Consider the following 25,464-nt stretch of genomic DNA (forward strand, 5'->3'; position numbering starts at 1 on the left):
TCGCTTTAAAAGCCAAAGTGATTGAGTGTGTGCTGATTTTTGAAATCTCCACCACCTTCCCTGTCAAATGTTGTCTTTAGATTGACTTCGGCGGATTGTAGCACAATATTCGAGGCTTTCAGCTGCTCAGAACAATCCTCATCAAAGAGATTAACACCCTGCGATTAAATCACATCACCGAAAAAGCACAATTAGCGATACTTAATTTTACTTAAAATGAAATCTATAAGCCTGCTTCACCAGGCTCATTAGATAATCCAGATCGTCATTTGTGCCAATGGCGGCTTCGTAGTCTCCGATTCCCCAATGTCCAATATCTGACACATCACGGAACATTTCTTTAGGATCATCCAAATTGCCGGATTTTAAGTTAACTCTTACCTTCAGTTGTTTCTTCTGAATTTCAATATCGGTTATGTACTTTTTGTTTGACTTGAAGTTAATCCAGTGCTTCACTGGGCTTAATTCAAAATCTCCTAGTTCCAATATTCTGTCCTTTATCGTTTGGTAGAGTTCCTGAATTTCAGGTCTTCCTTTTACGATATGGTCTTGTTCGGTATACACCACAATCTCTTTGCTCACCTGTTCTGCCCTATCGTCATTTGAGCTGATGGTTTTTACACTTTCCTGGCTCATTGATTTGTGCTGGTTGAGGATGATGGTATCATTGGAATACTGCTTGATTTCCCAAAGCTCAAACGGCAAGTCCTTGAACTCAATACTTTGCTTCTGGTAGGTCGTAAATGAGGGCGAAATGAAAATAACCCTTGACTGACTCCAATCTACATCGTCCTTCTTCAGCGACTTATTGGTTCGCTCAAGGTACTCTAGGATGAAATCGGCTTTATTGTTCAGCAGTAGTGACAAGTATGAGTACCCTTGATCAATGACCGAATAACTCTTTCCCTTCTTGTATTCAATAATCACAAACGACTTAGATTGCTGATCGAACCCTAAGGTGTCGATTCTTAGGCCATTCAATTGGAACTCAGTCTTGACGAACTCGAGCCCGAAGAGTACCTGAATGTTTTCTTCAACCAATGATTGTATATCCTTTTCCAATTGAAAAGGGACATTCTTTACTTCTTCCAGTTTGGTTTTATTGAGTTTGTATAAGTCCATTATAATATCCCCCTTTTAATATTTTCACAGATCATTCCTGAGAATGGAGCCTTTGGGTCTTTATACTCTTTAACATACGTTTTGTGTTCGTTAATTTCAGATTGGGTAAAATCACCAGGCCTCAACTGCGATATTTTTTTTGCTAAACTAAAGTTTCTAATTTTCCCAAGTCGTTCATCTACCAAGTCACCACGAGTCTTAAGTTCGAATATTTCAATTACTTCGTTTCCACGGTTATCAAGCCCTATAGGTCTTTCAAGGTTAAATGTGATGTGGTTATTGGGATCTTCCTTTGAAGGGTCTATCAGTATTGGATCTTCTTGTGATATTGGAATGGATCGATTGGTTGCTCTAGAGCCTTCATTTCGCAACGGAAACAAATTCCCTTTTCGCTTCTGATCATTGCATTCATCGCATGACAAAAGCATGTTATCCCATCGATAAGCCAGCCAATAATACCCAGGTTGGATTAAAGGTGAATTTCTTCCAGTTTTATAGCCTGCTTTAGGCCTGAAATGCTCTATTTCTCCTTCTGCAATTGGCTTCTCACAATAGCAACATTTTTTTCCTATGGTATTTAAAAGACTATTTCTGTATTCCTTATACCCAAATTCAGAAGTAAACTTATAGTCACCATTATCAAAAACTGTTGGATCAGTATCGTATTCCCGACAAACATTCAAAGTGCACACCCTCCATTTTTGAGCGCCCTTGTGTATATGCGCATTCTGCACATAAACAACCGCAGGAGGATTTCTCTCTCTAGTTATCGGTCTCATTCTCTTTGAAATATTGAAAAGCTTTTCTTAAAACCTTTAAGTCAGTAAGGGTTTCACCAGTAGGGAATTGGTCAAAATCATCAGCTAATTTTTGAATTCGTTCCAAGTCCTTTTTGTCCAATTTTACTTTTTGGAGTAACTCATCCCTCTCTTTCATGAATGGATCTAGTGATTTTGGCCTAGTACTGGTTAAATCAAAATACTTACTTAATAGTACGTGATCAATTCTCCAATTTAGAACCCTTGTATCATGATAATCCACAATTATCTTTTTCATGTTATCAGATAGTCTAAAAAGGAATAAATCAGAATTTTCATCCGCAGCTTGAACTAGTAAAGGACTATGTGTTGCTACAATAAGATGGCTATTATCTGCATGTTCTGGAGGCATGAATTGTTTAATTATACTGATATAATCTCTTTGCCATTTTGGATTGAGATGAGTATCTGGCTCATCAAATAGGAATAAGGTATCGTATTCTGAAAAAATGATAATTAGACCTATTGTGGTAATCAGCTGTTGTTCGCCTTCACTCAAATTGCTAAAACTGACAAGCGAACCAGCATCCTTCTTTGAAACCTCAGTCTTTATTGAATCAATTATTTTTACAATTTCACTTGAATCTAAGGCATCAAATAGATCTTTTGGTTTCTTATAATAATCGGTAATCGTGTCTTGAATTGATCCAATATTAAGATTGTCAAATAGCAATAATTCATTAACCGAATCTTCGCGAAACTTAAAAAGAGGATCGGTTTTGGATTCTCGATGAATCATCTTTGGATCATCTTCATTTTGATTATTCAAATAATGTAACAAGGAATTCACCTTCCCCTTGAGGTGCCAGAATGGGAATGGTACTTTATTGATCAAGTTATCTATGAGACTATTTAAGGAATAATCTTGCCCCCCAAATTCTAAAGACCAATCCGGGTTATTGTATTGAATTTCAAAACCGGTTACTCTATCAATTAATAAGTACTGCTTTAGAAGTGTGTTAATTGATTTTTTATACTTTTTTGTTTTACTGAAAAAGATAAGTGTTAACAGCAGGATTTCGCTGTGATGCGGCTCACAAAAAATAAAGGATCTTAAAGGTAGATCATCATCCTTTCCACCTCTTGATAAGTTTTTTAGTTTTTCCGCTTCTTTATCTTCAATATCCTCTAAGAGTATTTTTAAACGTGGGCTATTGCCAGAATAATAACCCAGAACATAATCTGGCAGAAATGCTTTTCTTTCTTTTTGAAACTGAGTGAAACTGATTGTTTCATAGGACTTGTCGCTCAATATGTCAACTTTGAATACATCATACTTACAAGCTACTCGAACAGTATTTTTCTTGCAATCGTATTCAATTTCATATTCCAATAAATCATTGTTCTCAGACCATTTCTTTGCTTCAGCGAGTGTTTGAAACCTATATAATGATTTGAATATTAGGGCTAAAACTTCAATAAGATTAGACTTCCCAAATCCATTTTGCCCAACTAGTAAGGATATCAACTTTCCATCATTAAACTCAAGGGTTAAATCTTTTAAGTTTTTGTATTTTGAGACCCAAAGCTGCTTGATCTTCATACCCGCACTCCTTTCATTTTTTTGATTCTTTTTAGTAGTTCACCTGCGGGCTCATCATTCTCATCCTGGGGTACCAGTTCCCCTTTAAATGCTTTTGTGAGGACAGCCTGGGGCAGGGTGTCTATTTTGGCTTTGAGACATTGGTATTGGGATTCAATGCGATCAGCGATACTAAGCAACTCTTTTACTTTCTTAACGATTTGAGCTTGTTCTTTAGGTGATGGTTGTGGAATTAAAAAGGCTCCAAGCTTTTTTGCATTTATATTAGATTGACTAACACCATCCGTTTTTACCTCCCAACACCATTTTTTGGCATAGTGAGAGTTTAAAACGTAATTCAAATATTCAGATTCTAGTTCTTTCGTTGTTTCAATCTTGATCAAATAGCCGGCATATAATGCTTTTTGCTCTCCTCTAAAAATGGACGTTTTTCCAACTAATTCAGGGCTATTTGTTCTATTGAATAAGACATCACCTTCTTTCAATAAATACTTTTCTATTTCATCTTCATCAACACTGAATTTTAGATCAGCCCAATCAATCTCTCCATTTTGGAGATTTCCCATTCGGAGAACTGGCACTTTGCCATCATTTTGAGATTTTGATGATGATCCATATTTTAGACTATTAGACAACTTGGACAGCTCCTTAAATCTCCAAGTTCCTGGAATCACAAAGGGATTAGCATTACTTTCATTAGGCCCATCCCCCTTTTCCAAGGCAGTTTGCCTCCACTCCTCCGTCAGCTTCCCCGTCACTGCTTGAGTAAGCACCTGCTGGCGGAAGTTTTTGAGTAGCTTGGGGATGCGGTCGAGGCGGGTGCGCAGTGCCTCCAGGTGACCAAACAGCGCATCCAACTTAGCCACAATGCGTTGCTGCTCGGTGAGGGGAGGGATTAAAATTGGCGCTTTCTCAAAATTTGACTTGTTCACCATCGAAATTGTCGTGGAAGTCGAATTTTCTACGAGCCAGGGTTTAAGTGTCAGACACCAGTAGTAAGCGTATTTCGAGTTTAAAGAATCATGATTTACTACGAGGCTGTTAATTTGCTGATTCGTAGCCATGTCTCTCCCTGCGACTGCAACATTGCCTAAATTTCCAATGCAAGTGACCATTACAGATCCCTTGGGAATTATTCTAGCATACTTCCCTCCGATAGTCGACAGGCTCTCCGCAGCCTCGTAGATTATTGACGATTTATTAATGTCTCCAGGCTTTACCCACGGTATGTCTCCATTATAGTATTCTTCATGCGATTTTGATGGAGTGTTTCCAGTCACAACATTCGCTACTGTTCCTAGATGGGTTAATAACCAATTGTTTGGAATTTTATTTGCCGTCATGATAACAACTTCACCATTTCCTTCAATGCGCTTTGAATCTCGTCGATTTCTTTGATTGTCTCTCTTGCAATATCAATCGGTTCTCCCAAGTCGCCATTTTTGCTCATGCTCTCATCTTCTATCAGGCCAATGTCCAGTGAGTCATTCTTTGCGGCTATCTGCTCCCTGGTAAACACCTGCCAGCGGGGGTCTTTTACGGCTTTGCGCTTTTCTTCGTCAATGGTGCCGTCGTAGTCGGCTGCCACTTTTTCCAGCCCAATGCCTCCGGTGTAAGCCTTCACAAAACCATCAAAGGCCTCCCTACTAAAGAGGGTACGCTTGCCATAGCTGGGGGCATTGGTGCGCATGTCGTAGAACCATACCCTTTTGGTGTTGCCGGTTTCTGTTTTGGCCCGGGTAAAGAAGAGCACGTTGGTTTTTACACCAGCTGCATAAAAGATGCCTGTTGGCAGGCGCAAGATGGTGTGCAGGTCGCACTTGTCCATGAGGTCACGGCGGATCTTCTGGCCGTCGTTATCTTCAAACAGTACATTATCAGGCAGCACCACGGCTGCCCTGGCCGTGCCGGTGTCCTTTCTTAAGGAACGGTAAATATGCTGTAGGAAGTTGAGCTGCTTGTTGCTGGTGCGGATGGTAAAGTCGTCACGGCTGGGGCGCTCACCGCCCTGCTTGGTGCCAAAGGGAGGGTTGGCCAGCACGCCGTCGTAGTTTTTGAAGGTTTTGCCCAGCTCCGACATGGAGTCGCCCATTACTATGGGGCTTTCCAGTCCGTGCAGCTTGGCATTCATGAGGGCCAGGCGGTGGGCGTCCTGCACGAGCTCGCAGCCAGTGAAGGCCTCGTTGATCTGGAAGTCTCTTTCCTTCTGGCTTAGGTCGTAATAGTCGTCGGTTTTTTCCCTTAGATACTCATTGGCGGCAATCATAAAGCCAAAGGTGCCGGCAGCGGGGTCATTCCAGCGTTCGCCTACTTTGGGGGCCATCAGGTCTACCATCACATTAATCAGCGGCCGGGGAGTAAAGTACTGCCCGGCGCCACTTTTCTTTTCGCCAGCGTTCTTTTCGAGCAGCTCTTCGTAAATGGTGGCGATCTTGTCTTTCTCCCTGTCTTCAAACCAATCGATCTGGTCAATGCTGGTGATGAGGGTGCGCAGGTTCACCGGCTTGCGCAGAGTGGTGGAAGCGTTGGTGTAAATCTCGGTAATGGCTGCGTTGGTAGACAGCTTGCTGATGTTGGCCAGCAGGTCACGGTAAGTATCAAACAGCTCCTTGTTGTCTGTCAGCCCTTTCAACTTCGACCAGCGGTACTCTGCTGGTATGTCCTGGTCAAACTTTTTCACCTCGGAGAGGCGGAGAAAGAGGATGTAGGTAAGTTCGTTGAGGTACTGGTGATAGGTGACCCCGTCGTCACGAAGTACGTTACACAGGTCCCACAGTTTCTTGGCTATTTGTTCAGCACTCATTTATTTTCGTTCATTTGAAACTCACTTACTTTTATTATTACGTAACCACCTTCCGGAACTGGATTTTGAGACCAGCCCTGCGGCCTGGTAGACAAACCAAGTGGCTTTTAACTAGTCCTTCGGACAGGTAGACAAACCCCTCAGTCCTTCGGACAGCTCCCCTTACTAAAGGGAGCAGCTGAGCTGCTAGCGGATAGTTCGCTGCGCAGGTCTGGTGGCGGTAGCACTGCTACTTCAGTTGACAAAGGTTTTAGGTATTGTCTAATCATTTAAATTATCTCTTTCTATTTGTTAATCAGTATTCCCAATTCAATTTTACCACTGAACCACCTTACGGAGCCGGATGCCACTCCCCTCCTTGTGAGGAGGGGTGGCCAGCGGCAGAGGTGGTTTGTTTTTTAAACCACGGCTGCTGGGTTTGACACCAGCCCTGCGGTCTGGTAGACAAACCCCTCAGTCCTTCGGACTGCTCCCCTTACTAAGGGGAGCAGCTGAGCTGCTAGCGGATAGTTCGCTGCGCAGGTCTGGTGGCGGTAGCACTGCTACTTCAGTTGATAAAGGTTTTAGGTATTGTCTAATCATTTAAATTATCTCTTTCTATTCGTTAATAAGTACTCTCAATTCAATTTTACCACTGAACCACCTTACGGAGCCGGATGCCACTTCCCTCCTTGTGAGGAGGGGTGGCCATCGGCCGGGGTGGTTTGTTTTTTACACCACGGCGGCTGGGTTTAACACCAGTCCTGCGGACAGGTAGACAAACCCCTCAGTCCTTCGGACAGCTGGGTGATTAATTTTACCAGTCCTGCGGACAGGTAAACAAACCCCTCAGTCCTGCGGACAGCTCCCCTTACTAAGGGGAGCAGCTGAGCTGCTAGCGGATAGTTCGCTGCGCAGATCAGGGGTGAGGAGGTTGGGTAAAGTTGCTTTTTATGGCATGTAAAACATGCTCAATTGCTTCAAACACTTCCTTGTTCTCAAACCTAATTACTCTTATCTCATGAGCATTCAGCACTTTAGTCCTTTCCTCATCGTACAGCAATCCTTCTTCCGTAAAATGGCCTGCACCGTCCAATTCTACTGCCAGTCTTTCTGAGGGGCAATAGAAGTCTATGATATAATTTTCGACACTGAATTGCCTCCTGAATTTCCTGCCCTCCAGTTGTTTGCCCTTAAGGTAGTTCCATAATGTGGCTTCTGCACTCGTTAAATTATTTCGGAGTTGCTTTCTGTAGCCTTTTAATACCGGTCGGTTGTATATACGGTCATCTTTCACAGCCTCTATGCTATATCCGTGTACAAGTTATTATTTAGCCGGGCCATCACATCAGTTAGCTGGTGCTCGAATATCTTGTTCAGCCTGTTGAAACCACCGGCGTCATCGAAGGGAGAGTCATTTAAGTCTTCAACCCGCAATACAGTTTCCTGCAAGAGCTGTTTTTCTATCCGGTCTATCCACTTCAACTGCACTTTGTTCCACTCCTTCATGTGCCGGATGTCATTCACTGCCTTTTGTATGCGCTCCTCGTGGCTTATCAGCGAGCTGCCAATGGCCATGGTGCGGACGAATGAAATGATGTCGGCGGCAATGTCTTCATTTTTGGCATCTTTCCAGGCCGCTACCAGCGATTTGGAGTTGTACCCTTCCTGGTCAAGAGCTATCATCAGCTCCCTGAGGGACTTTCTATCCAGATCGGCCGGCCGGGTACATACGATATTTAGCGCCGAAATTTTATTCTGGTTTTCTTTGATGAAGCGAGTAAAGTTCTCCAGATAGTCCTCAGGCTTTTTGGCTTTGCCATAACCTCTTTCGGTACCCTGGTAAGTGTCTTCATGATCGGACACCAGCATAAAGGTGGGGGCCGGCTTAAACTCATCGAGGAACTTCCACAGGCCGCCAAGTCCTGCAATGGCTTTGGCTGTTTCTTTGCCCGGTTTGTCTTTGAGCATCTTTACAAAGTCGTCAGAGCCTATGCCCTTGGAAGTGTATTTGAACTTCTCCTCGCTTTCTTCTGTAAAGTATCGCTTCTTTCGCTGCAGCTTTCCGAGAATTTGCTCTATCTGTCGTTTGGTTCTTTCTTCGCTATCGATATGTTGTAGTTCGTCAAATAGCTGCTTAAAAGTGGTGGAAGGGTTGGCCACCACCGGCTTCATTTGTGTGTAGTCCTGAAGCGTCTCATAAATCTTCACAGCATCATATATCTGAAAGCTCTCCTTGCCAATCTCATCACACCTGCGGGTAGCACGGCCGAGCATTTGTTCATAGAGAATGCGTGATTTTACCCTGCGCAGAAACACCAAATTGCAAATGGCAGGCACGTCAATCCCTGTGGTTAACAAGTCTACCGTAACAGCAATGCTGGGGTGCTTCTCGTTCTTGAAGCGGGTTAATTGTTCCTGAGGATCATAAGATTTCCCAGTGATCTTTTGTATAGCATTGTCGGTCACGTCGATGCCTATGCTACTGAACTCTTCTTTTAAGAGGGCTACCACCAGGTCGGCATGCTCGTCGGTGGCGGCAAATATCAGCGTCTTTTCGTCGCCTTCCGGGTCAAGCGATTTTACCAGTTGCTGTACCACCACCCTGTTGAAGCTTTCGGTGATTACGCTTTTATTGAAACCGGTAATATCGATTTTCAATTCATCCTCCAATGCCTCCAGTTCAATAATGGCATTCTTTTCGGCATCTATGGCTTTCGGCTTTTGACCTTTCTCCCACACTATGCCTTCTTCGCCTAGTTTGGTCTTGATCAGATGAGGCGGGTCGTGGTCAATCAAAAAGCCATCTATTACAGCTTCCCTGTAGGAGTAGGCGTAAACGGGAGAGCCAAATATTTCTTTGGTATGCAAGGCGGGGGTGGCGGTAAGGGCAATAGCATAGGCATCGAAATACTCCAGCACCATGCGGTATTTACTCACATAGTCGTTTTGATTTTTGAAATGTAAATCCCCTTCCTCTATCTCTTTGTCGAGCAAATAACCTCTGTGCGCCTCATCAATAATAATGCAATCATATTGATCTACCGGAGGCACCTCGCCTTCGCCATCGTTGTAAAAAAGTCGCTTCACCATTCCCTGCACCGTGGAGAAGTGGAGGCGGGTATCCATTTCGGGGGTTATGTCCTTGAGTTCCTTTACATCGTAAATTTCGGAGAACGTATTGAGGCCGATGATCTTATTGTCTTTGAAGTGGTTCGACGCCTGGGTGCCCAGCAACGTGCGGTCAACCAAAAAGAGGATACGTTTGAACCTATTCGACTGAATGAGCCGATAACAGAGCCCGATGATGGTGCGGGTTTTACCAGTGCCCGTTGCCATAGCTATTAGTGCCCGTCTGTCTTCGGGATGTTGAATAAGCTTATACTCTACCGCTCTTATGGCTTCAAGCTGGTATTTCCTCAGCCTTAACCCGGTCTCACTTCCGAGGTGGTCGGCACTTTCATTTTTGAGTTTCTCTTCCGATTCCTTCAGGTTTCTTTCGTAAAGCTTAACGAGACCATCGGGGCTGTACCAACCTTGCAGGGGCCTGGAGTTGTTGTGCTTTTGCCGGACATCCAGAAACCAGATGCCGCTCTTGGTCTTTATCTGCGCCAGGTAGGGGCGGCCGTTGGTTGAAAAAAGAAAAGGCACTTTGTAGGTGTCCCAGGCACCGAGGAGTTTGGCCTCGTTGTCCTGAGTAACTAGTTCCGCATATACTTTGGATTGCCCAAGGTCGGTAGATATGTCGGTAGAATATTTTTTCGCTTCAACTATTCCGTAAAGTTCATTGCCAACAAACAAGGCATAGTCGATCCATTTCGACTGGGCGGGCCATTCGGCAATAGCCATTTTCCTTCCCCGCTGTGGTAGTGTTTTACGGCTTTTGTAGTTGAGCTCTTTTGTGTCTGCTTCCCAGCCCGCTAGCCGTAGCTGTGCGTCGATCATGTCTCTCGTTTCTCCCTCCGACATGTCGATCTTGCGGGCAGCAATTTGGGATCTTTCCTGTATCTCCTGCACCTTCTCTTTTGGCAAGCCTGAGGTGTTGCGTTCCTCCATGAGCCGGAGAAATTTCTGCTCAAGCTCCTTAAAGCTCTGTTCTAATTCGTGCAATGCGTGCCGGGCATCTTTATTCTCCGGTACATGGAACCTTATCTCTGAGATATCTCTGTTTTCTTCAGAGTAGGTTTGATAGTACCACTTGCCCACTTTGAACGCTGACAGCAGGGTGCCCTTGGCGTCGTCGGGGGTGCCTTTGTTGTCGTGCACTGCTACGTTGCCCTTGCTTTTGATGTTGAAGAGCAGGTCTTTTACAGTAGCAGGGAGCACTGCTTCAAACTCCAGCGTTTTCAATCTATTATGAAACGAGTTATCGTAAGGAAATTCAAGATGGTGGGCTTCAAAAAGTAATTCGGTTACCTTCTCTCCAAACTGTCGAAGTTTGAACAGACAAGTGACGGGGTCTGTGTGCAGGTTGAATTCAGCTGCCTGCCCAATATTAAAGAGGAGAGGAAACTCCTTTTCTAAGTGTAAAAAATTGGAATCGGCCATAATCAGATGTGCCCTTGCGCTCTATAGCTTCTTTCTTCCAGTCGACTAAATGTTTGCTAAAGATGACAATTAAATAGAGATTTTAACTACCAAAAAGCATGAACCCTCTAAATTGCTAAACTGAATCTAAGGAATTGCTGAAGTTATTGTGTGTTTAGTAGCTAGTTTTTTGACAAATGGGTAAAAAGAACAACAATTCAGGCTTTTGGGCCTTTCTTCTAGTGGCAACCTGCATAACAGCCTACGGCATTTGGATGATTGTGACCAACAGGGTGGCTGCGGGTAGCCACTCCAAGACTTTGCAGCCCACTGGTTTTGGTGGCCATCTGTTACTTTTTTTAGGAGTGGTATTCTACATTGTGGCCTACTTTAGCCTTTCACCATTCAGTAAGCTTCGGGAGTTTCTGGAAGGCGGCTGGAGGGGGAAAAGGAAGGGGTAACATAGTCACGCATAAAGATAGGATATGAGAAAGCACTTGATACTATTGACAGTTGCGCTATGCCATTCATCCATCCTATGGGCTGGCTGGTATAACTGCCGAACCTATGAAGGCGAGGTGGCTGGAGCCAAAGTGCACGTGTATCTTCAGTTTTTTGATAAACACGGGGCTTCAAAGGACACTATTGCTGTATCCGGGATTTATGTCTATGACAAGTTGAATGACCCTTTGGTATTGAAAGGGAGCCTCATTAAAAGTACCGTACTAGAGTTAACCGAGTATCACGATGGAGATGCCTTTGCCAAATTGACTCTTCAATGGACTGAAGACAGCCTAACTGGTACCTGGCAATCGAGTCAAAAGATGCACAAGGTTAGTCTTTCACAAATAGGTTTATTGACAGATGTTGATGAAGCAATTGTCAACCCACCAACCGAGATCCTAATGCGGGATTCGTTTCAGAGTGACTACTTTTTGGCTGTTTATTACAAGGGAAAAGATGACACTAGGGCCAGAATGGCTGAGGTTCGTGTCATCGACAAGAAGACCAGGGTAATCAAACATATAATTAAGTTTGAAAAAGATGAATGGCCTGTGGGGAATGTGTCTACAGTTATTTTTGAAAACATCAGAGGCTGGGAGCCCCCCAGAGTTGACACCCGGGCACTTGAAATTGAAGTGGATGATGGGCATATGGGGCAGTCGTACTTTATGACTTATGACCCGGTTCAGGGAAAGTTTGTGAAAGACCTCTAAGCGCCATTTAAATGAGCGGATGCATACTTCCTTTCATGACCTCATAAGGATGCCGATGTTCCCAAATCCTATTTAGAAACTTGAGACAAGATTGATGCGCTGTAAGCGCAAATCTCGGTCGCCCCCATTGCATAAGTCCGCCCCCTGGCGGAAACGGGAGGCGATGGTGCGGTATTGATTTGCGAGCAGGCCGTTCGCCTGCACCATGGCTTGTGTGGCAACTGTCATGGTTCTCATTTCATCATTCAATCACAGTTGAAGACTGGTGGGGATTGTGCTACGGAATGAACAGATTGCCGCTCTGCCAACCGGCGGATCGCAATGATCAGCAGGTTGGGAATTGTGCTTCGGAATGAGCGGGCTTTGAAACTACGGGACTTCTCGCTCGTTCCTCACTTCGAAGTGACGGTCGGGTGGGAGTCTGTGGCTTCGATTGACGGATGCCTCCTTGCGTGCCTGCCCGACCTTTGGCGGGAGGGACAGAGCCACTGTTGGAGCCCCAAGTATGGCTTTTTGAGCGTTGGTCGGCGACTGGTGAAGGCCCGACCCCTTAAGACAAGTATGGTTTAGTGATGCGCCGCCAGCGAAAATTCCGCCTCGACCCCACTGCAAACGGGAGGCGAAGGGTGCTCTCCAAATTACCGCAGGTGGTTTTACACAAACAACATGCTATTTTTTCAGAAACTTTTTATTAATTGGGTTTTGGCGCTTGCGCTACCTACATCATGGAAGACATCTATTATAAAAAGCTTCTGGATAAGCCCAGTCACCAACTGGAACAACTCATCGGCAATAAGTCGAAGTACACAATCGAAGCGGTAAATAGTGCCATTCGTATTCTAAATGAAAGAGATGGGCAAAGCAGGAAAACAGTACAGGACGTTCAAAGCCCTAGAGTAAAATCAACAGCAGAAGAGTTTGAATGGATAACAAAATGCTTTAGCAAGCACCCCTATTTCAAACAATTTAATGGATGGGACATCATCAACCCTGCGATTGCGGCCTTGCTCTGCCTCACCCTTAACGAGGTCGTGGACTGGTACAGCAATGAAACTTATATGGAAACTGCCAGGCGTTTACTCAGAGCATTTGGGCCGATGGTAATTGTACTAACTTCGCACTTGTTTTATCGCCTCGAGCATGGCGTTTCCAATAACCTGCTTGGCCGAACGATCAACGACACTATGTTCGGTTTCAGTTGGTTCTTATTTCACAGTTTATATAAGCTCTTCATCTACGGCACAAAAACAGAGACTGTCGAGGAAGGATTCTTTTTTCTCTTCGGCTATCTGATAGCAATATTCTTCTCTGCGTTCGTGTTTGAAATCGGTGTTGGAATTTTCAAAAGCATCTTTCGACTTTTCAAATGGCACGTTTTGTAAAGTTAAAACTTGGCGCTGTGGGTGTTTCACTCTTCATCCTGGCATTTATACCGCTGTATAGGACCAAATTCTATGCACCCCCGTCAAAAACGAGATGGAAGGAGCTCACCTGGGCAGACTTCCAGGGATGGTCCAGGCCATTTACGGGATGGGGAGCCTCCATTGCAAGTGAAATTTACCTCGAGTATGACTCACTGCAACAGCAATGGTCGGCCTATGCCAGCATGAATCAGGTGGCTTCGTGGGTGAAATCAGATGGAAAGGATTCGGATAAGTTGCTGACACATGAACAATACCATTTCAACATATCCGAGGTTCATGCCCGAATGATGAATGACTATATTGTCAACAACCCCGACAAATCAAAAGAGGAGTACCTCGAAAAGTTCTACGAACTCCGGCAGGATCTGGACAGAATGCAAGATGATTATGATACACAGGGTGATCATAGCCTGATAAGGCACCTTCAACACCGGTGGGAATACAAAATTGACTCTATGCTCCAGAAGTACAATGGCGATTTGGGCTTAACTGCGGACTTGTATTCAGGCGCAAAGGTGTATTTCCCCACCCCACCAAAGTATTATGACGGTATTAATGACGACGGAACTGCTTACCGCATATTTCAGGTGGATCAATACGGGGTGTCCATTGCCGTTTCGTCTTTTCAAATGACCGAAGGAGTTGGTCAGATTGATATCGACTTACTCAAAACAAACTATTACAACAAAGATTCGCTCATCATAAGGCGACACAAGACGGACACCGTACAGAATTATCCGGCTTACCGAATTGTGGCTTATGACACCGCCAGTAACCAAACCCGTCACCATCTTTGGATACAAAATGAAGATTACCGATTCAAATTAACTGTGGAACACTACGGTGATACGGTGAATGTTGCAGGCTATTATGCCATCGCCGACAGCTTTTTCGATAGCTTTGACCTTTTTGACCCCAGCAGCTACTGGTTTGAGCAGGCAACTTATCGAAAGGAAACAAAAATCTGGTCGGGAAAGGCTGAAACAACCGACCCCTCCGATCAGACTACGAGTTGTTTTATATTTACCAACAGTAGCAAGCATGGTTTTTTAAGGGGCCCTATGTTTCGTGAAGATGGCAGCTTTCTAATTGCCTACGAAGTACTGGAGCACCCCGACAGCCTTATTGAGTCAATGGTAATTATTGCCGACGAGGAGGTCTTTAGTTACAAAAATTCGGGCACTGAATACCTTTTTGATATCCCCAGACGCTCGTTACATACTAAACCGCTGGATCTGTATGTTGGCTATCTTTTGAAGAAGGATAGCTCCAGTAGATGTGAACCATATTATTACGAATGGCAGTTGGTCGAAAAACCTAAACAGAGCAGTTTATCAACTACCAGCGTTGACTAAACAGCTTAGCCAGCAGCAATCAGAAACCGCAAATGCGCTGTCGATTTCCTACGCCGTTCTGGTTGCCGATAAGAAGGCGCAGTACAAGGCAGGCGGTGAGTGTGCTTCGAAGGGATGGGTAAGAGGCGATAGTGCTTCAATTAACGGATGCCTCCTTGCGTGAGGGACAGAGCCATTGTTGGAGCCCGTTGTTGGTTTTTCGTGCGTTGGCCGGCGACTGGTGATGGCCCGACCCCTGCCGCCGAAATGGGTTGTTGGGTGAGTAGCAACACTCCGGCGGCAAGGGGGCACGCCCAAGTCATTGAAGTATTTTTTGATTGGGTGATAGAGGGATTGGAGTGCAACTTTTCATTTCGTCGGGGAAGATTAAAGAGGTTACTATGTGCTGAAGCGCAGAGAGTAACCTCTTTAATAGTTAACCTTGAGATTAAAGAGGTTACTATTTGCAGGGGCGCAGAGAGCAACCTATTTAATTTAGTTCTGTTGCAGGAGCGCAGAGAGTAACCTCTTTAATAGTTGCCGTTGAGATTAAAGAGGTTACTATTTGCAGGGGCGCAGAGAGTAACCTCATCAATAGTTCACGTTGGGATTAAAGAGGTTACTACTTGCAGGAAAGCAGAGAGTAACCTCTTTAATGGTAAAACCGCCACTTCGTTTTAAAGTCTTTGGGCAGGGTTTGGTTGGTGAGGATGGCTCTAACCATTTCGACTGGCATGGCGTTTTCGTGGAGCACGGCGTCGTGGTATTGTTTGAGGGTCATTTTGCCACCGTCCACGAGTTCTTTTTTGAGGGCGTAAAACTGTAAGCCGCCGGTAAGATAGGCGACCTGGTACAGCGGCCCATAGCCGCCAGTGAAGGAGCGCCTCACCTCTCCTTCGGCATTGGCCCGCTCATGCCCCACCCTGTCGACGAGGAAGTCGATGCACTGCTGGGGGCTCCACTTGCCCATGTGATAGTTGAGCGAGAAGATGATGCGGGCACAGCGGTGCATGCGCCAGAAGAGCATGCCGATGCGGTCTTCGGGGGAGCGGGGGAAGTCCATGTCCCACAGGAGCAGCTCCCAGTAGAGGGCCCAGCCTTCTGTCCAGAAGGGGGTGCGAAAGTGGCGGTAGGTTTTGTAGCGGCGGTTCATGAAGCCCTGCAAATGGTGGCCAGCGATGAGCTCGTGGTGCACGGTGGATCGGGAGAAGTGAGGGTTGTTACCCCGCATGCTCATCATGCGGTCGTCGTACTCCATAGTGTTGGTGGGGTAAGAGATGATGAAGTTTTCGCCGCCCAGAAAAAATGGACTCACCTTCTGGCGCTCGGCCGCCATCATGGTCATGCGCCAGCTTTCTTCGGCTATGGGCGGAATGGTGACCAGGTCGTGCTCTTTGAGGAAGGCCATCGACTGGTTGTAGAGCTCCATCATGGCTTCGGGCTGCTGGCCAACGGGGACATAGGAGTTCTTCACTTTCTCCTGCGCCGCCTTCCAGTCGTCTCCAAAGCCCATTTCACGTGAGGCTTTGAGTAGCTCAGCGTCGCACCAGGCAAACTCTTTATTGGCCAACTCAATCAGCTGATCGGGCGTGTAGGGGATCATTTCAAACTCCAGTTGCTTGATGATCTCGTCACGACCTATGGGGCTACCCACAATGCCGCTGCCATCGTCTGCCTGGGTGGTAATAAGCTTGGCCTTGCTGGTCATCACCTTTTCGTAAATGGTTAAGAGACTATCGACCCGGGTGATAGGCATGGTGACCCACCAGGTGTACATGGGGTCGTATTCGTTGTAGAAACTGTGGATGCTTTTGATACCTTCCTGTATGCCTTTGATGGAGGCGGACGCTCGCCTGGTCAGTTTCTGATCGAAGGGTTCTGCGGCTTTTAGTTTGGTGGTGATGGCTTCTATCTCGTCTCCTGTGTCGGTCAGCTTTTTGGCGACTTCCTGCCATTCGAGTTGGTTGCCCCGCCGCCTGAGGTTCTCGATTTCGTAGAGATAGGGAGCAAATGGAAGCCATTGTTTCACGGCTGCCAGTTCGGTGCCTTCGAGGGTAAGGGTGCGCAGGTCTTCCTGCACGTCCCGCCTGAAGAGGAGATAGTCGACCCGGGCACCGGTGCCGAGGGCGTTGAAGTCCATGGCCTCCAACTGCCTGAGGTAGTCCTGATCGAGGGTTTTGAGGCGCTCTATCCGCTCAGGTGAGCTATCCATATAGTAGAAGCGGTGCAGGCTGCCGTAGTCGGCGTCGTAGCGCACCATGAGATTGTTGACTTCGGAGGTTTGCTCGTAGAGGGGTTGCGAGAAGGCGCTGAGCATAATCAATGCAAAGAAGAACGAGAGCATTGTCTTTTTCATAAGGCAGATAGGTTGAATCCAAAGCTAAGATGGGACGGAAACTCAAGGAAATCAATGGAAGCTGGACAAGGGGAAAGAAAGTGCGGTGGGTGGTGGCCTTTGGCTCCCTTGAGGGGCGCCTTGGGTTTGAGGTTGGGAAGGGGTAAAACAAAGGCCAAGTGTTGGCATTTAGAAACCGGCGGTGAAGACACCCGCCGGAACGGGGGACGAACGACAACGACAGTGTGAGCAAAGGCGCCGGTGCGAACTGTAGGGCTGTGCGCTGGGCCCGTCAGCCGCCAGAAAGGTTGAGGACTGGCCCTCAGTGTGTCTGACGGCTCTTGCTGGAGTAGCTATTCTGCCGTGCCGACACCTTCGTTCGTCCAAGCCCTGAGCCCGGCACCCCTGGAGGGGCGTCATACAAGGGGATGGCGGTGAAACCTCATCCAAATAAGGTAGCTGCTTGCAGCTTCCCCCTCTCCCAACAGGAGAGGGCCGGGGTGAGGTATCCAAGCCCTAAAACAACGCCGTTACCTGCACCCCACCAAAGTGAATCACCGATTTACTGGGCGACTTACGTCCATCGTAGTTGATCTGCAAGCGCAGTCCACTTTTCAGCCTTTGCTGCCACTGTAGCCGCCAGGTGTAGTTGGTGCCAGGCCTCAATGCCTCCAGCATTTCGTAGCCCAGCGGACTGGCTTCGTCACCCTCGAAGTTCATATTGATCACCTTCACAAAGCCGGAAATGGTCGACTGTAGTGACTTATTCATCTGCCAGTCGATTTGGTATTCCGTCAAGTCACTCCCCTGCTCCTCCGACACAGGCAAAGCCCTTTTATGCGAATAGCGAACACTACTGGTGATTCTCAGCCATTGCAACGGCATCCATTGTAACTGAGGCTTCACCTGCCGCTGCCTGATCAGGTAGTTCCGGTTGCTGAAGATATCACTTGACGACTCCGTCTCTCCTACCTCACTTTGCAGGAAAATGGCCCAGTCGGCAGATAAGTTGTTGCGGGTATTGAGCTGCCACACCTTTTTGTTTCTCGCTTCCCACCCACCGGTCAGCAGCTGTCGGCCGGCGGTAGACTGGTAGCCAACATCCAAGCCATATTTCGGATCGGCCCGGTTGAAAAACCAGCGGCTTCGGATAGCGTTCTTGTAAGCTAGCTCGTCCTCAGACGTACCCGGCGTGCTCCACACGTCAAAGCGTTGCGCCCAGTTGCTGTCCTGTGTCTTTCTGTCCACCAGCACCGCCGATACGTTGGAGAACCTGCCGAGAAACGACTTGAAGCCACCTGCAGACTTCCATTCTGCCGGCGCTGTCAGCTCAAGGCTGTAGTTGAGGATGGTTTGGTAGGCCGAGATGTAGTTATCTGTGGGCACAAATATTTTAGCGTAGGTGCGCTCATCAGGGTTGATGGCTTCGTAGAATTCATTCAGGTCCTGCACCCCATCACCGTTGTCATCCCGCCATGTGTGTGTACCCTGTCCGGGAATCACCTCGATGTACACATACTCCCGGCGCAATTCCCGACCATTGAGCAAAGCCAGAGATAGGTCCGACCGGATCGACCGTTCCCACCAGGCACTTTGCCAGTTGATCCTGCCCTGCACGGTTTCCTCTTTCTCGTCGCTGGTATCAAGGATGTCGTCCAGCTGCCTGTAGGTGAAAACACCCGACACCACGTGCCTGTCTTTCCAATGAGTGGTGAAAGAAGCATTGGAGGTATAGCTGATATCGCTTCGCTCCAGCACCCCATCCACAGGTCTGTCGTCTATCCGCCGGTTGGCATCGAGCCGGAAAGAGGTGCCATTTTGCGCTGTGTCGGCCGACTGCAGAAACACCATGTGCTGGCTGTAGTTCATCGCTGACGTCACCACCGAGTCGGCAGGTTGGTTGGTAATAGCGTTCCTGTCGCTCTGAAAAGTATAGCCAGGCATCAGCTTGCCCAGCTTATACGCAGCCGTTAGCTGTGCCCTTGTCCAGGTCGATTCATTGACACCCTGTGCACTCTTCAGATCAAAAAAATCGCCGCTAAACGTAGCTTTGCCTAGCTGCTGACGAAGCAATGCCTTCTGCTGCCAGCCATCTATTGCCTGACCTTTGTTGCGATACGAAGCCTGGTAGTTCCAGCGGTTCGCACTGCTCTTTTGCATGCCCAGCCTTCCCACTACAATGTGATCTTGTATAGCGGCGGGTTCCTGAGCCGACTGAAAGATGGGCGTATAGCTCCAGTCTCTATCATATTCTATGTAGCGGTACCTGTCGATAGGCCGGAAATACTGGTGGTTCCATTCGTACGACGCCTCCGACAGCCATTTGTACTCTTTCAAAAACCCTACTTCCCTTCCCTCCGATCGTATCCCCGATTTTTGCGCCCAGCCCTGGTTGTCCTGCTGATCAAGGGTGGAGAAAAGGTTCTTGTCCTGGTTGCTGGCCGAAAGCTCGGTATATACCGTTTCATACGGCGTTATTTTGGAGCTGACCCCTCCTACCATTAGCTGCCTGCTGTTGGGGGTTACCACAGGAATGCTAGGCGAGTAGTCGCCCTGGGGCACCCCATTCACAGGTGCCACCCACTCGTACACTTTACCATTCAAGCCCAGCGGCAACTGCACATAATCACCCGCCGACACCTGGCTAAAGCTCACCTGGTACACGGCTGTTTCGGGGTTGCTGGAATATTGATAGATACTGTAGACACGTCCCTGTGCATCCACTGTGTCCACCCTTGCATACAATATCCTATTGTCCGAGTACCCCACACTGTCGGCCCCGGATATGGCTGCCAGCGACAGGTCGTCACCAATGCCGGACAGGGCAAGCCGGTCGGATGCGGTTAGGTCATAACTAAGCGGCCGGAACGGATTGTCTTTCTCCCGGTAAACTTCAAAATAAGCTGTTGTTTTCCCATTCGATTGCCTGTGCGATGCCGACAGTATCGAGCGACTGAAGTTTTGAGCCGTGTATTCAAAGTCGACCCGTATCCTGGAGAATTTGGTGATCAACACCTTAGGCGTGAAAGTGACCTCGGCCAGGTTATAATCAATTACATAGTCTTCATTGAAACCTCTTTTCAACAGCCGACCGTCCAAATAGATCTTCTCCGAATTGGCAATCACAATGATGAACCGCTCCCCATCAGGGCCCCGAAGCCTGTAAGGGCCACTCAACCCTTCCACAGCGTCCAACAGTGTGGAAGAAAACTTTCCCTTGGCAATGGACGCCGTGACGCTGGTGGAAGCTTTCCAATTACCGAGGTCGTACTTGTAAGCGGCCCTGCCACCCTGCACGTTCTTGTAGTATTTCAAAAAATAAGTAGAGTCGTTGCGCAGTATCACGTCGCCAGCCATCAGCGAGAATCTATCGTTGTAAAGGTTCACCAGCACCTTGTCGAAGTCCTGGATCTGTTGGGTGTTGCCCTCCGGCTGAAAAGGCACCTGCTGATCGGTGATCACCGCATTGATGAACAGGTCGTCTGCCAGCTGCCCATCGAGCTGCAGGTTGAGGCTTGATGTCACTCCCAGGTTATTGGTATTGCCCACAGTGATGCCCCGGCTGATGCTACCCGTTTTGTAAAGTGATTCGGTAGCAAAAAGCTCCTCTTTCACAAGCGGCGCTTTGGTTCCCTCCTGACTGCTTTCCATCACGTTCTCCCTCGGCCCTTCTGGTGAATAAAGCGACATATCGTACTTGTAAATAGGCTGATGAAGGGCAAAGGGAAACACCTGATAGCAAACCTCTATGGATTCCTCCAGAGGCCTTTCAAAGGTCAGCTCCCCAGTGGCCAGGTCGTAACTGTACGCAATGCCATCTGGCAGCTTAATGCTCTCTGGGTTAGCTGAAAGTGAGTCGAGCTGAAATTGAAGTCGGCCCTGGGGTATTGACCTGCACCTGGTGCTACCCGCCTGCGCCCATGATAACAATGGGGAACAAATGACAGCCAAAGCCATAAGGTGAGGAACCCTGATCTTTCGCAGGAAGGCTGTGAAGATATAAGCAACTTTTTGGCGTGGCCCCATTAACCTAAAGGTAGTGAAACATAAAAAGTAGTTCCATACCCGTGTACTGTTTCAAACCATATGCTTCCACCGGCTTGCTCCACACCTCTTCTGGCCAGCGCCAGCCCAATGCCCGACCCTTCCTGTTTGGTGCTGAACGAAGGCACAAAAACCTTGTCCTGAATGTCTTCTGCTATACCAATGCCGTTGTCTCTGAAAGAAATCTCGGCCTCTTTCTCCTTCACTCTTATGCCAATTTCCAGGCGGGGGTCTGGTCTCCCTTCCATAGCCTGGCAGGCATTAATAATCAGGTTGGTGAAAATGCCAGAAAGCATCTTTTCATCGGCAACAACAAACACCGGCGCTATCGGCGATTGGTACACAAAATCCACCCCTGGTTTGCTGTGCAGCTGCACCAGCTGGCCAAGCAAGCCAGAAATATCAAACCTGCTTGGATCCGGAGCAGGGAGCTTCGCAAAAGTGCTGAATGAGGTAACTATATCGCTCAGGTTATCAATTTGTCGCAGTAGGCTATCAATCGACTTCTTCAGCCCCTCATCTTTGTCATCTGCAAGCCTGCGCATGTGCTGAAGCGTAAGCTTCATGGGCGTCAGCGGATTCTTGATCTCATGTGCCACTTGCTGGGCAATCTCTTTCCATGCCGACTCTTTCTCGCTCCTCACCAATGCGGCCCGGCTGGTTTCCAGCTTCACCAGCATAGAGTTATATTCAGCTACCAGCAACCCAATTTCGTCTGAGGTATTCCAGTGAATAGGCTCATTTGTTTCGTTGAAAGTCGTTTTCCGCAGCCGGGAGGTAATGATCCGCAGTGGATTGGTGAGCACCCTCGATGCCATGAACGATATGACCAGCGAGATAATAAAAATGAAAGTGAAGATATTGATGATGTTGGTGAACACCTCAATCTGTTGGTTTTGCTGTTGCGCCCTTGATTCAAAAAAAGGCATACTCATGATGCCCAACAAGCTGGCGTCATTGAATGACTTGATAGCCAGGTAAGTCGACTTATAGTTGAGGGCACCCAGGCTTTCTGAAAGAATGATCCTTTCTCCATCATCCTCCCTGATGCGCCTTAATGCTTCCGGGTTAATGTACTCCGACAGCAGCTTGTCATCATAGATTGTTTGCTGGCTGGAGGCCATCAGCTTTCCATTCACACTAAACAGGTTGATATCAGCCTGCGAAAACCTGGCAATATCGGTCAGCTCGTTCGACAGCACTTCCTTATTGATCACATTGGAAATATAATTGTCCATCAGCGACACCAGGTAGCCGTTCACACTTTCGGCCTTCTTCATATACTGCTTGTCAATATCCTCCTTGTACGAATTATTGATAGCGCTGAGGGTTGCCACAGTAACCACTACCAGCGGAAGAAAGAAAGCGATGCTGAGGTAAATCTGGATTTTGGAAGCCAGCGTAAGCCCGGTGTTGGCAAATCTCACCTCAAGCGCATTAAAAACCACTGTAAGAGCTATGCCACCAATAAGTACCAGAAATAGGAACGAGAAATTGGAAACCATCCAGCTCACCTCGTACATCGGAGAGGTTATTATGATCCTCTTTTCCCTTGATCCCTTGATTCCCAAATGATGGAACCCATTGATCTCCAGGCCGGTGGTATACAAGGTTTCCCTGTCAAAAATACCCTGAGGCAGATTGGTGATATAGTTGAACGTCCCAGACTTGTACCGCAGGTTTGTGCCCTCATAAATGCCGTAGCTGTAGTTTTCATCGGCCGGTTCATTCATAAACCGCTCGTCCACCAGCAGGCGTGGGTATACTGTGCTGGGAAGGTACTTCTTCAGGCGAAGCTGCAAAACAATGTATCCAATTATCTTGTCATACCTTTCCAGGCCTATAAAACACACATAGCGCTTGGTAGATCCCGGCGAAAAGTTGCTCTCGAAAAAGATGTTCTGATAATCGGTTTTATAAATCGGCTTGTCATAGGTCTCCTTTATCGCCGAGAAAGTAACACCTGGCTCGTTGGGAAAAGGGTCGCCTTTCGAGTTATACATCGACACCTGCACATCGTACTTGTCGAAGTAGCTGTTCATGTAAAGTCGCTTGATACGCTGCTTTATCATGTCTTTAGCTAACACAGGGCTCATCATGCGGGTCAAGATAAAGATGTCGCTCTTGATGGATTTCATAATACCATCGAGCTGAAACTCGCCCTGAATATCATTTTCTATGAGCAGGCTATTAGCAAATTTTTGCTTTTGGACGTTCCTCTCAAATTCGCCGTATTTATAGATTGAATAGCTACCCAGAATGGAGGAAAAAGCCGCCGCCAGAAAAAAATAAAGGAAGGCCTGAAACTGGATGGGGCGAATAAACTCAGGCAGACTGAACCAAAAAATAATGGAGAAGTAAGCGGCATGTAGCACGGGCACAATGGCCAAATCATCATCTATAATAATCGCCGCAACGAACAAAATGGCAGCCATGACAAGATGAACCAGCCAGGCAAACTGTGCGGAGCCAGTGCGTAGGTGCTTAAGCAGGATGTAAGAAGCATGAGCAATGAGAAAATAGCTGAAGCAAAATAGAAAGTACACGACCAGCGTTCCCATCCGGAACATATCGAGGTGAATGCTACGGTTTACATCTAGGTGGATTTGAGAGTTCTTAAATATCTCCTGCAAAAGCAGGTAGGTATACCCCATAAACCCATAGCCCAGCAGTATGACAACAATGGTGATCAACCATTTTACCTTTTGCGAAGCACCGGAGAAGTAAGCGTATGCGTCGCTTCGAAAAACGGCATTGGAAGTAAAGTAGACAAAGTAGGCGAGCAAAAAGGCTGTGATCATCAAGTCACCTAATGACTTGTGGAGCGAAGAAATAACAAGGTACCGTGAATTGAACAGGTCGAACTGGTAAACCGACGATGGGAAGTTGGTTGCCAGCAGCAGCCAGCGGATAAACACCACTCCTGCAAGCAATAAAGCTATGCCTGCATAAGGCCTGCCATTTTCTACCAGGCCAGCAGCGGATCGCTGGAAGAAGAAAAAACCCAGCACAAACGCCACAGAAAGCAAGCTGAAGATAAGGAAGCGGTCAAAACGGGACGAAACAGCTGGCGGCGACTGAATGGTGAAATAGCATACTACCTGATCATGATAGCTAAAGGCAAAGCTTCCTTCCACCTCCTTGTCATATACGAAAACCCTCAGCTCGTCAAAAATGCTCTTATCGTACCCTCCTCTGATCAGTTCATTCTCAATCGGAAAGTTACGATAGATGGGCAGCACGCCCACATACTCCTTCCGAACCCCTGCTCTTTCGGTATATTCCTTCAGAGCAATAAATTTATTGCCCTCCCATTCCAAATATTGAATTTGGTAGTCACCCTCAAGCACTCTGTAGTCGGGCACAAAAGCATTGGAACTCAGCCCGGTGAGCGACCGATTCGTGTAAATCTGGATAGGGTAATTGGATTGCAGCGTGCCTGGCACCTTCCCGCTGCTTTTCGCATTGGCCAGGTCACTGTCAATGAGTTGCAACTGGCTAACCAGCCGTTCACTGATTTGCTCATAAGCCTCCTGACCTCTCTTCGAGCTCTTACCAACAAAATACCAATAGAAGAACGCAGAAGCCCCGAACAGGGCTGCAATGAAAAGATATTTATAGCTTACTACATGGGAGGCCAAATGGAACAGTTTTATCTTACCTATTTGTCTTTGCTCGACACACCGAAAGATGCATCATATTTTATGCCACCAAATGCATGAAGATAAAGAATTCTGGAATATCTGAACATAGTTGTCGACAAAAGCAACACAACGGTGACGATTGCCGCCATGTAAACCCACATGTCGGGGTTGTCAAATATGAAATAGACTGAAAACCCTACTATGATGGTCAGCGCCACGGAAATGGCATAACTCACGTACATGGCACCATTGTAAAACATGGGCTCCGGCTCAAAGCGAAGGCCACAAACCTCACACTTAACCGGCATTTTATCAAAATCTTTTAACCTGAAGTTCGGCTCAACAAACATGTTGCCAGACCGGCAACGGGGACACTTACCATGAACGATTGCCTGAAGGGCGGAGGTTTTTGACATTTTTCCTGCTGTTTCTGTACCAAAAAAAGGCAATCACTGCTAACAATAAATATGGGGTGAAAAACAAGTAGAGTATGCCAAAGTTAAGGCCCGCTGCAAAATTGGCTGTTTCTCCATTGCTCATATTTGCCTCCAGCGTCGACCGGCACATGGCGCATTGAGCCCAGCTATCCACATTGGTCAAAAGGAGTACCACAGCAACAAAAAGGGTTTTGATAAATACTTTCATATGCTAACTAACAGTCGTTGACTTTCCTC

At 47.0% G+C, this 25,464-nt stretch carries 18 protein-coding genes; 6 read left to right on the plus strand and 12 right to left on the minus strand.

Annotation, left to right across the window (positions count from 1 at the left end; all coding sequences use genetic code 11):
• Window positions 1–207: 207 nt before the first annotated feature.
• The 7 genes from RT717_RS13320 to hsdR all read right to left on the minus strand — a co-directional run bounded on the left by RT717_RS13320 (window position 208) and on the right by hsdR (window position 10,813).
• A complete protein-coding gene (locus tag RT717_RS13320) occupies window positions 208–1,122 on the minus strand; it encodes a DUF5655 domain-containing protein (RefSeq protein ID WP_317492232.1) in 915 nt (304 codons plus the stop codon).
• A complete protein-coding gene (locus RT717_RS13325; protein WP_317492233.1) occupies window positions 1,122–1,901 on the minus strand; it encodes an HNH endonuclease family protein in 780 nt (259 codons plus the stop codon). Before RT717_RS13325 ends, RT717_RS13320 begins: the two co-directional genes overlap by 1 nt.
• Window positions 1,885–3,483 carry an AAA family ATPase gene (locus tag RT717_RS13330; RefSeq protein ID WP_317492234.1) on the minus strand — a complete coding sequence of 533 codons (1,599 nt, stop codon included), beginning with the start codon at window positions 3,481–3,483 and terminating at the stop codon, window positions 1,885–1,887. The genes RT717_RS13325 and RT717_RS13330 overlap by 17 nt, the downstream gene beginning before the upstream one ends.
• On the minus strand, window positions 3,480–4,826 hold the full coding sequence (locus RT717_RS13335) for a restriction endonuclease subunit S (RefSeq protein ID WP_317492235.1): 1,347 nt from the start codon (window positions 4,824–4,826) through the stop codon (window positions 3,480–3,482). Before RT717_RS13335 ends, RT717_RS13330 begins: the two co-directional genes overlap by 4 nt.
• Window positions 4,823–6,286, minus strand: a complete 1,464-nt coding sequence (locus tag RT717_RS13340; protein WP_317492236.1) for a class I SAM-dependent DNA methyltransferase — start codon at window positions 6,284–6,286, stop codon at window positions 4,823–4,825. The genes RT717_RS13335 and RT717_RS13340 overlap by 4 nt, the downstream gene beginning before the upstream one ends.
• A gap of 898 nt (window positions 6,287–7,184) precedes the next feature.
• A complete protein-coding gene (locus tag RT717_RS13345) occupies window positions 7,185–7,562 on the minus strand; it encodes an endonuclease domain-containing protein (RefSeq protein WP_317492237.1) in 378 nt (125 codons plus the stop codon).
• Window positions 7,563–7,567: 5 nt separating this feature from the next.
• On the minus strand, window positions 7,568–10,813 hold the full coding sequence (gene hsdR, locus RT717_RS13350; RefSeq protein WP_317492238.1) for a type I restriction-modification system endonuclease: 3,246 nt from the start codon (window positions 10,811–10,813) through the stop codon (window positions 7,568–7,570).
• 176 nt (window positions 10,814–10,989) lie between these two features.
• Between hsdR and RT717_RS13355 the strand changes: the two genes are divergently transcribed.
• From RT717_RS13355 to RT717_RS13380, 6 genes are all read left to right on the plus strand, one after another.
• Entirely contained in the window at window positions 10,990–11,253 is a 264-nt protein-coding gene (locus RT717_RS13355; RefSeq protein ID WP_317492239.1) for a hypothetical protein, read from the plus strand.
• 24 nt (window positions 11,254–11,277) lie between these two features.
• Window positions 11,278–12,009: a hypothetical protein gene (locus RT717_RS13360; RefSeq protein ID WP_317492240.1), complete on the plus strand. Its 732-nt coding sequence runs from the start codon at window positions 11,278–11,280 to the stop codon at window positions 12,007–12,009.
• A 321-nt stretch (window positions 12,010–12,330) separates the two neighbouring features.
• Entirely contained in the window at window positions 12,331–12,579 is a 249-nt protein-coding gene (locus RT717_RS13365; protein ID WP_317492241.1) for a hypothetical protein, read from the plus strand.
• A gap of 155 nt (window positions 12,580–12,734) precedes the next feature.
• The gene (locus RT717_RS13370; RefSeq protein WP_317492242.1) at window positions 12,735–13,391 is read left to right on the plus strand and encodes a hypothetical protein; all 657 of its coding nucleotides are present in this window, start codon (window positions 12,735–12,737) and stop codon (window positions 13,389–13,391) included.
• Window positions 13,376–14,788, plus strand: a complete 1,413-nt coding sequence (locus RT717_RS13375; protein ID WP_317492243.1) for a hypothetical protein — start codon at window positions 13,376–13,378, stop codon at window positions 14,786–14,788. The genes RT717_RS13370 and RT717_RS13375 overlap by 16 nt, the downstream gene beginning before the upstream one ends.
• Window positions 14,781–14,951: a hypothetical protein gene (locus RT717_RS13380; protein ID WP_317492244.1), complete on the plus strand. Its 171-nt coding sequence runs from the start codon at window positions 14,781–14,783 to the stop codon at window positions 14,949–14,951. Before RT717_RS13375 ends, RT717_RS13380 begins: the two co-directional genes overlap by 8 nt.
• A 468-nt stretch (window positions 14,952–15,419) precedes the next feature.
• On the opposite strand, the gene RT717_RS13385 is transcribed toward RT717_RS13380, so the two are convergent.
• The 5 genes from RT717_RS13385 to RT717_RS13405 all read right to left on the minus strand — a co-directional run bounded on the left by RT717_RS13385 (window position 15,420) and on the right by RT717_RS13405 (window position 25,435).
• Window positions 15,420–17,123, minus strand: coding sequence for a DUF885 family protein (locus RT717_RS13385; protein WP_394854133.1), 1,704 nt, complete (start codon window positions 17,121–17,123; stop codon window positions 15,420–15,422).
• A gap of 495 nt (window positions 17,124–17,618) precedes the next feature.
• A complete protein-coding gene (locus RT717_RS13390) occupies window positions 17,619–21,128 on the minus strand; it encodes a hypothetical protein (protein WP_317492245.1) in 3,510 nt (1,169 codons plus the stop codon).
• The gene (locus RT717_RS13395; RefSeq protein ID WP_317492246.1) at window positions 21,128–24,787 is read right to left on the minus strand and encodes a HAMP domain-containing sensor histidine kinase; all 3,660 of its coding nucleotides are present in this window, start codon (window positions 24,785–24,787) and stop codon (window positions 21,128–21,130) included. The genes RT717_RS13390 and RT717_RS13395 overlap by 1 nt, the downstream gene beginning before the upstream one ends.
• A gap of 20 nt (window positions 24,788–24,807) precedes the next feature.
• Complete coding sequence (locus RT717_RS13400; protein WP_317492247.1) at window positions 24,808–25,206, minus strand: DUF983 domain-containing protein; 399 nt, start codon at window positions 25,204–25,206, stop codon at window positions 24,808–24,810.
• Window positions 25,166–25,435, minus strand: a complete 270-nt coding sequence (locus tag RT717_RS13405; protein WP_317492248.1) for a hypothetical protein — start codon at window positions 25,433–25,435, stop codon at window positions 25,166–25,168. Before RT717_RS13405 ends, RT717_RS13400 begins: the two co-directional genes overlap by 41 nt.
• Between the last annotated feature and the right edge of the window lie 29 nt (window positions 25,436–25,464).

Origin of the sequence: Imperialibacter roseus (assembly GCF_032999765.1) — a bacterium.
Taxonomy (GTDB): domain Bacteria; phylum Bacteroidota; class Bacteroidia; order Cytophagales; family Cyclobacteriaceae; genus Imperialibacter; species Imperialibacter roseus.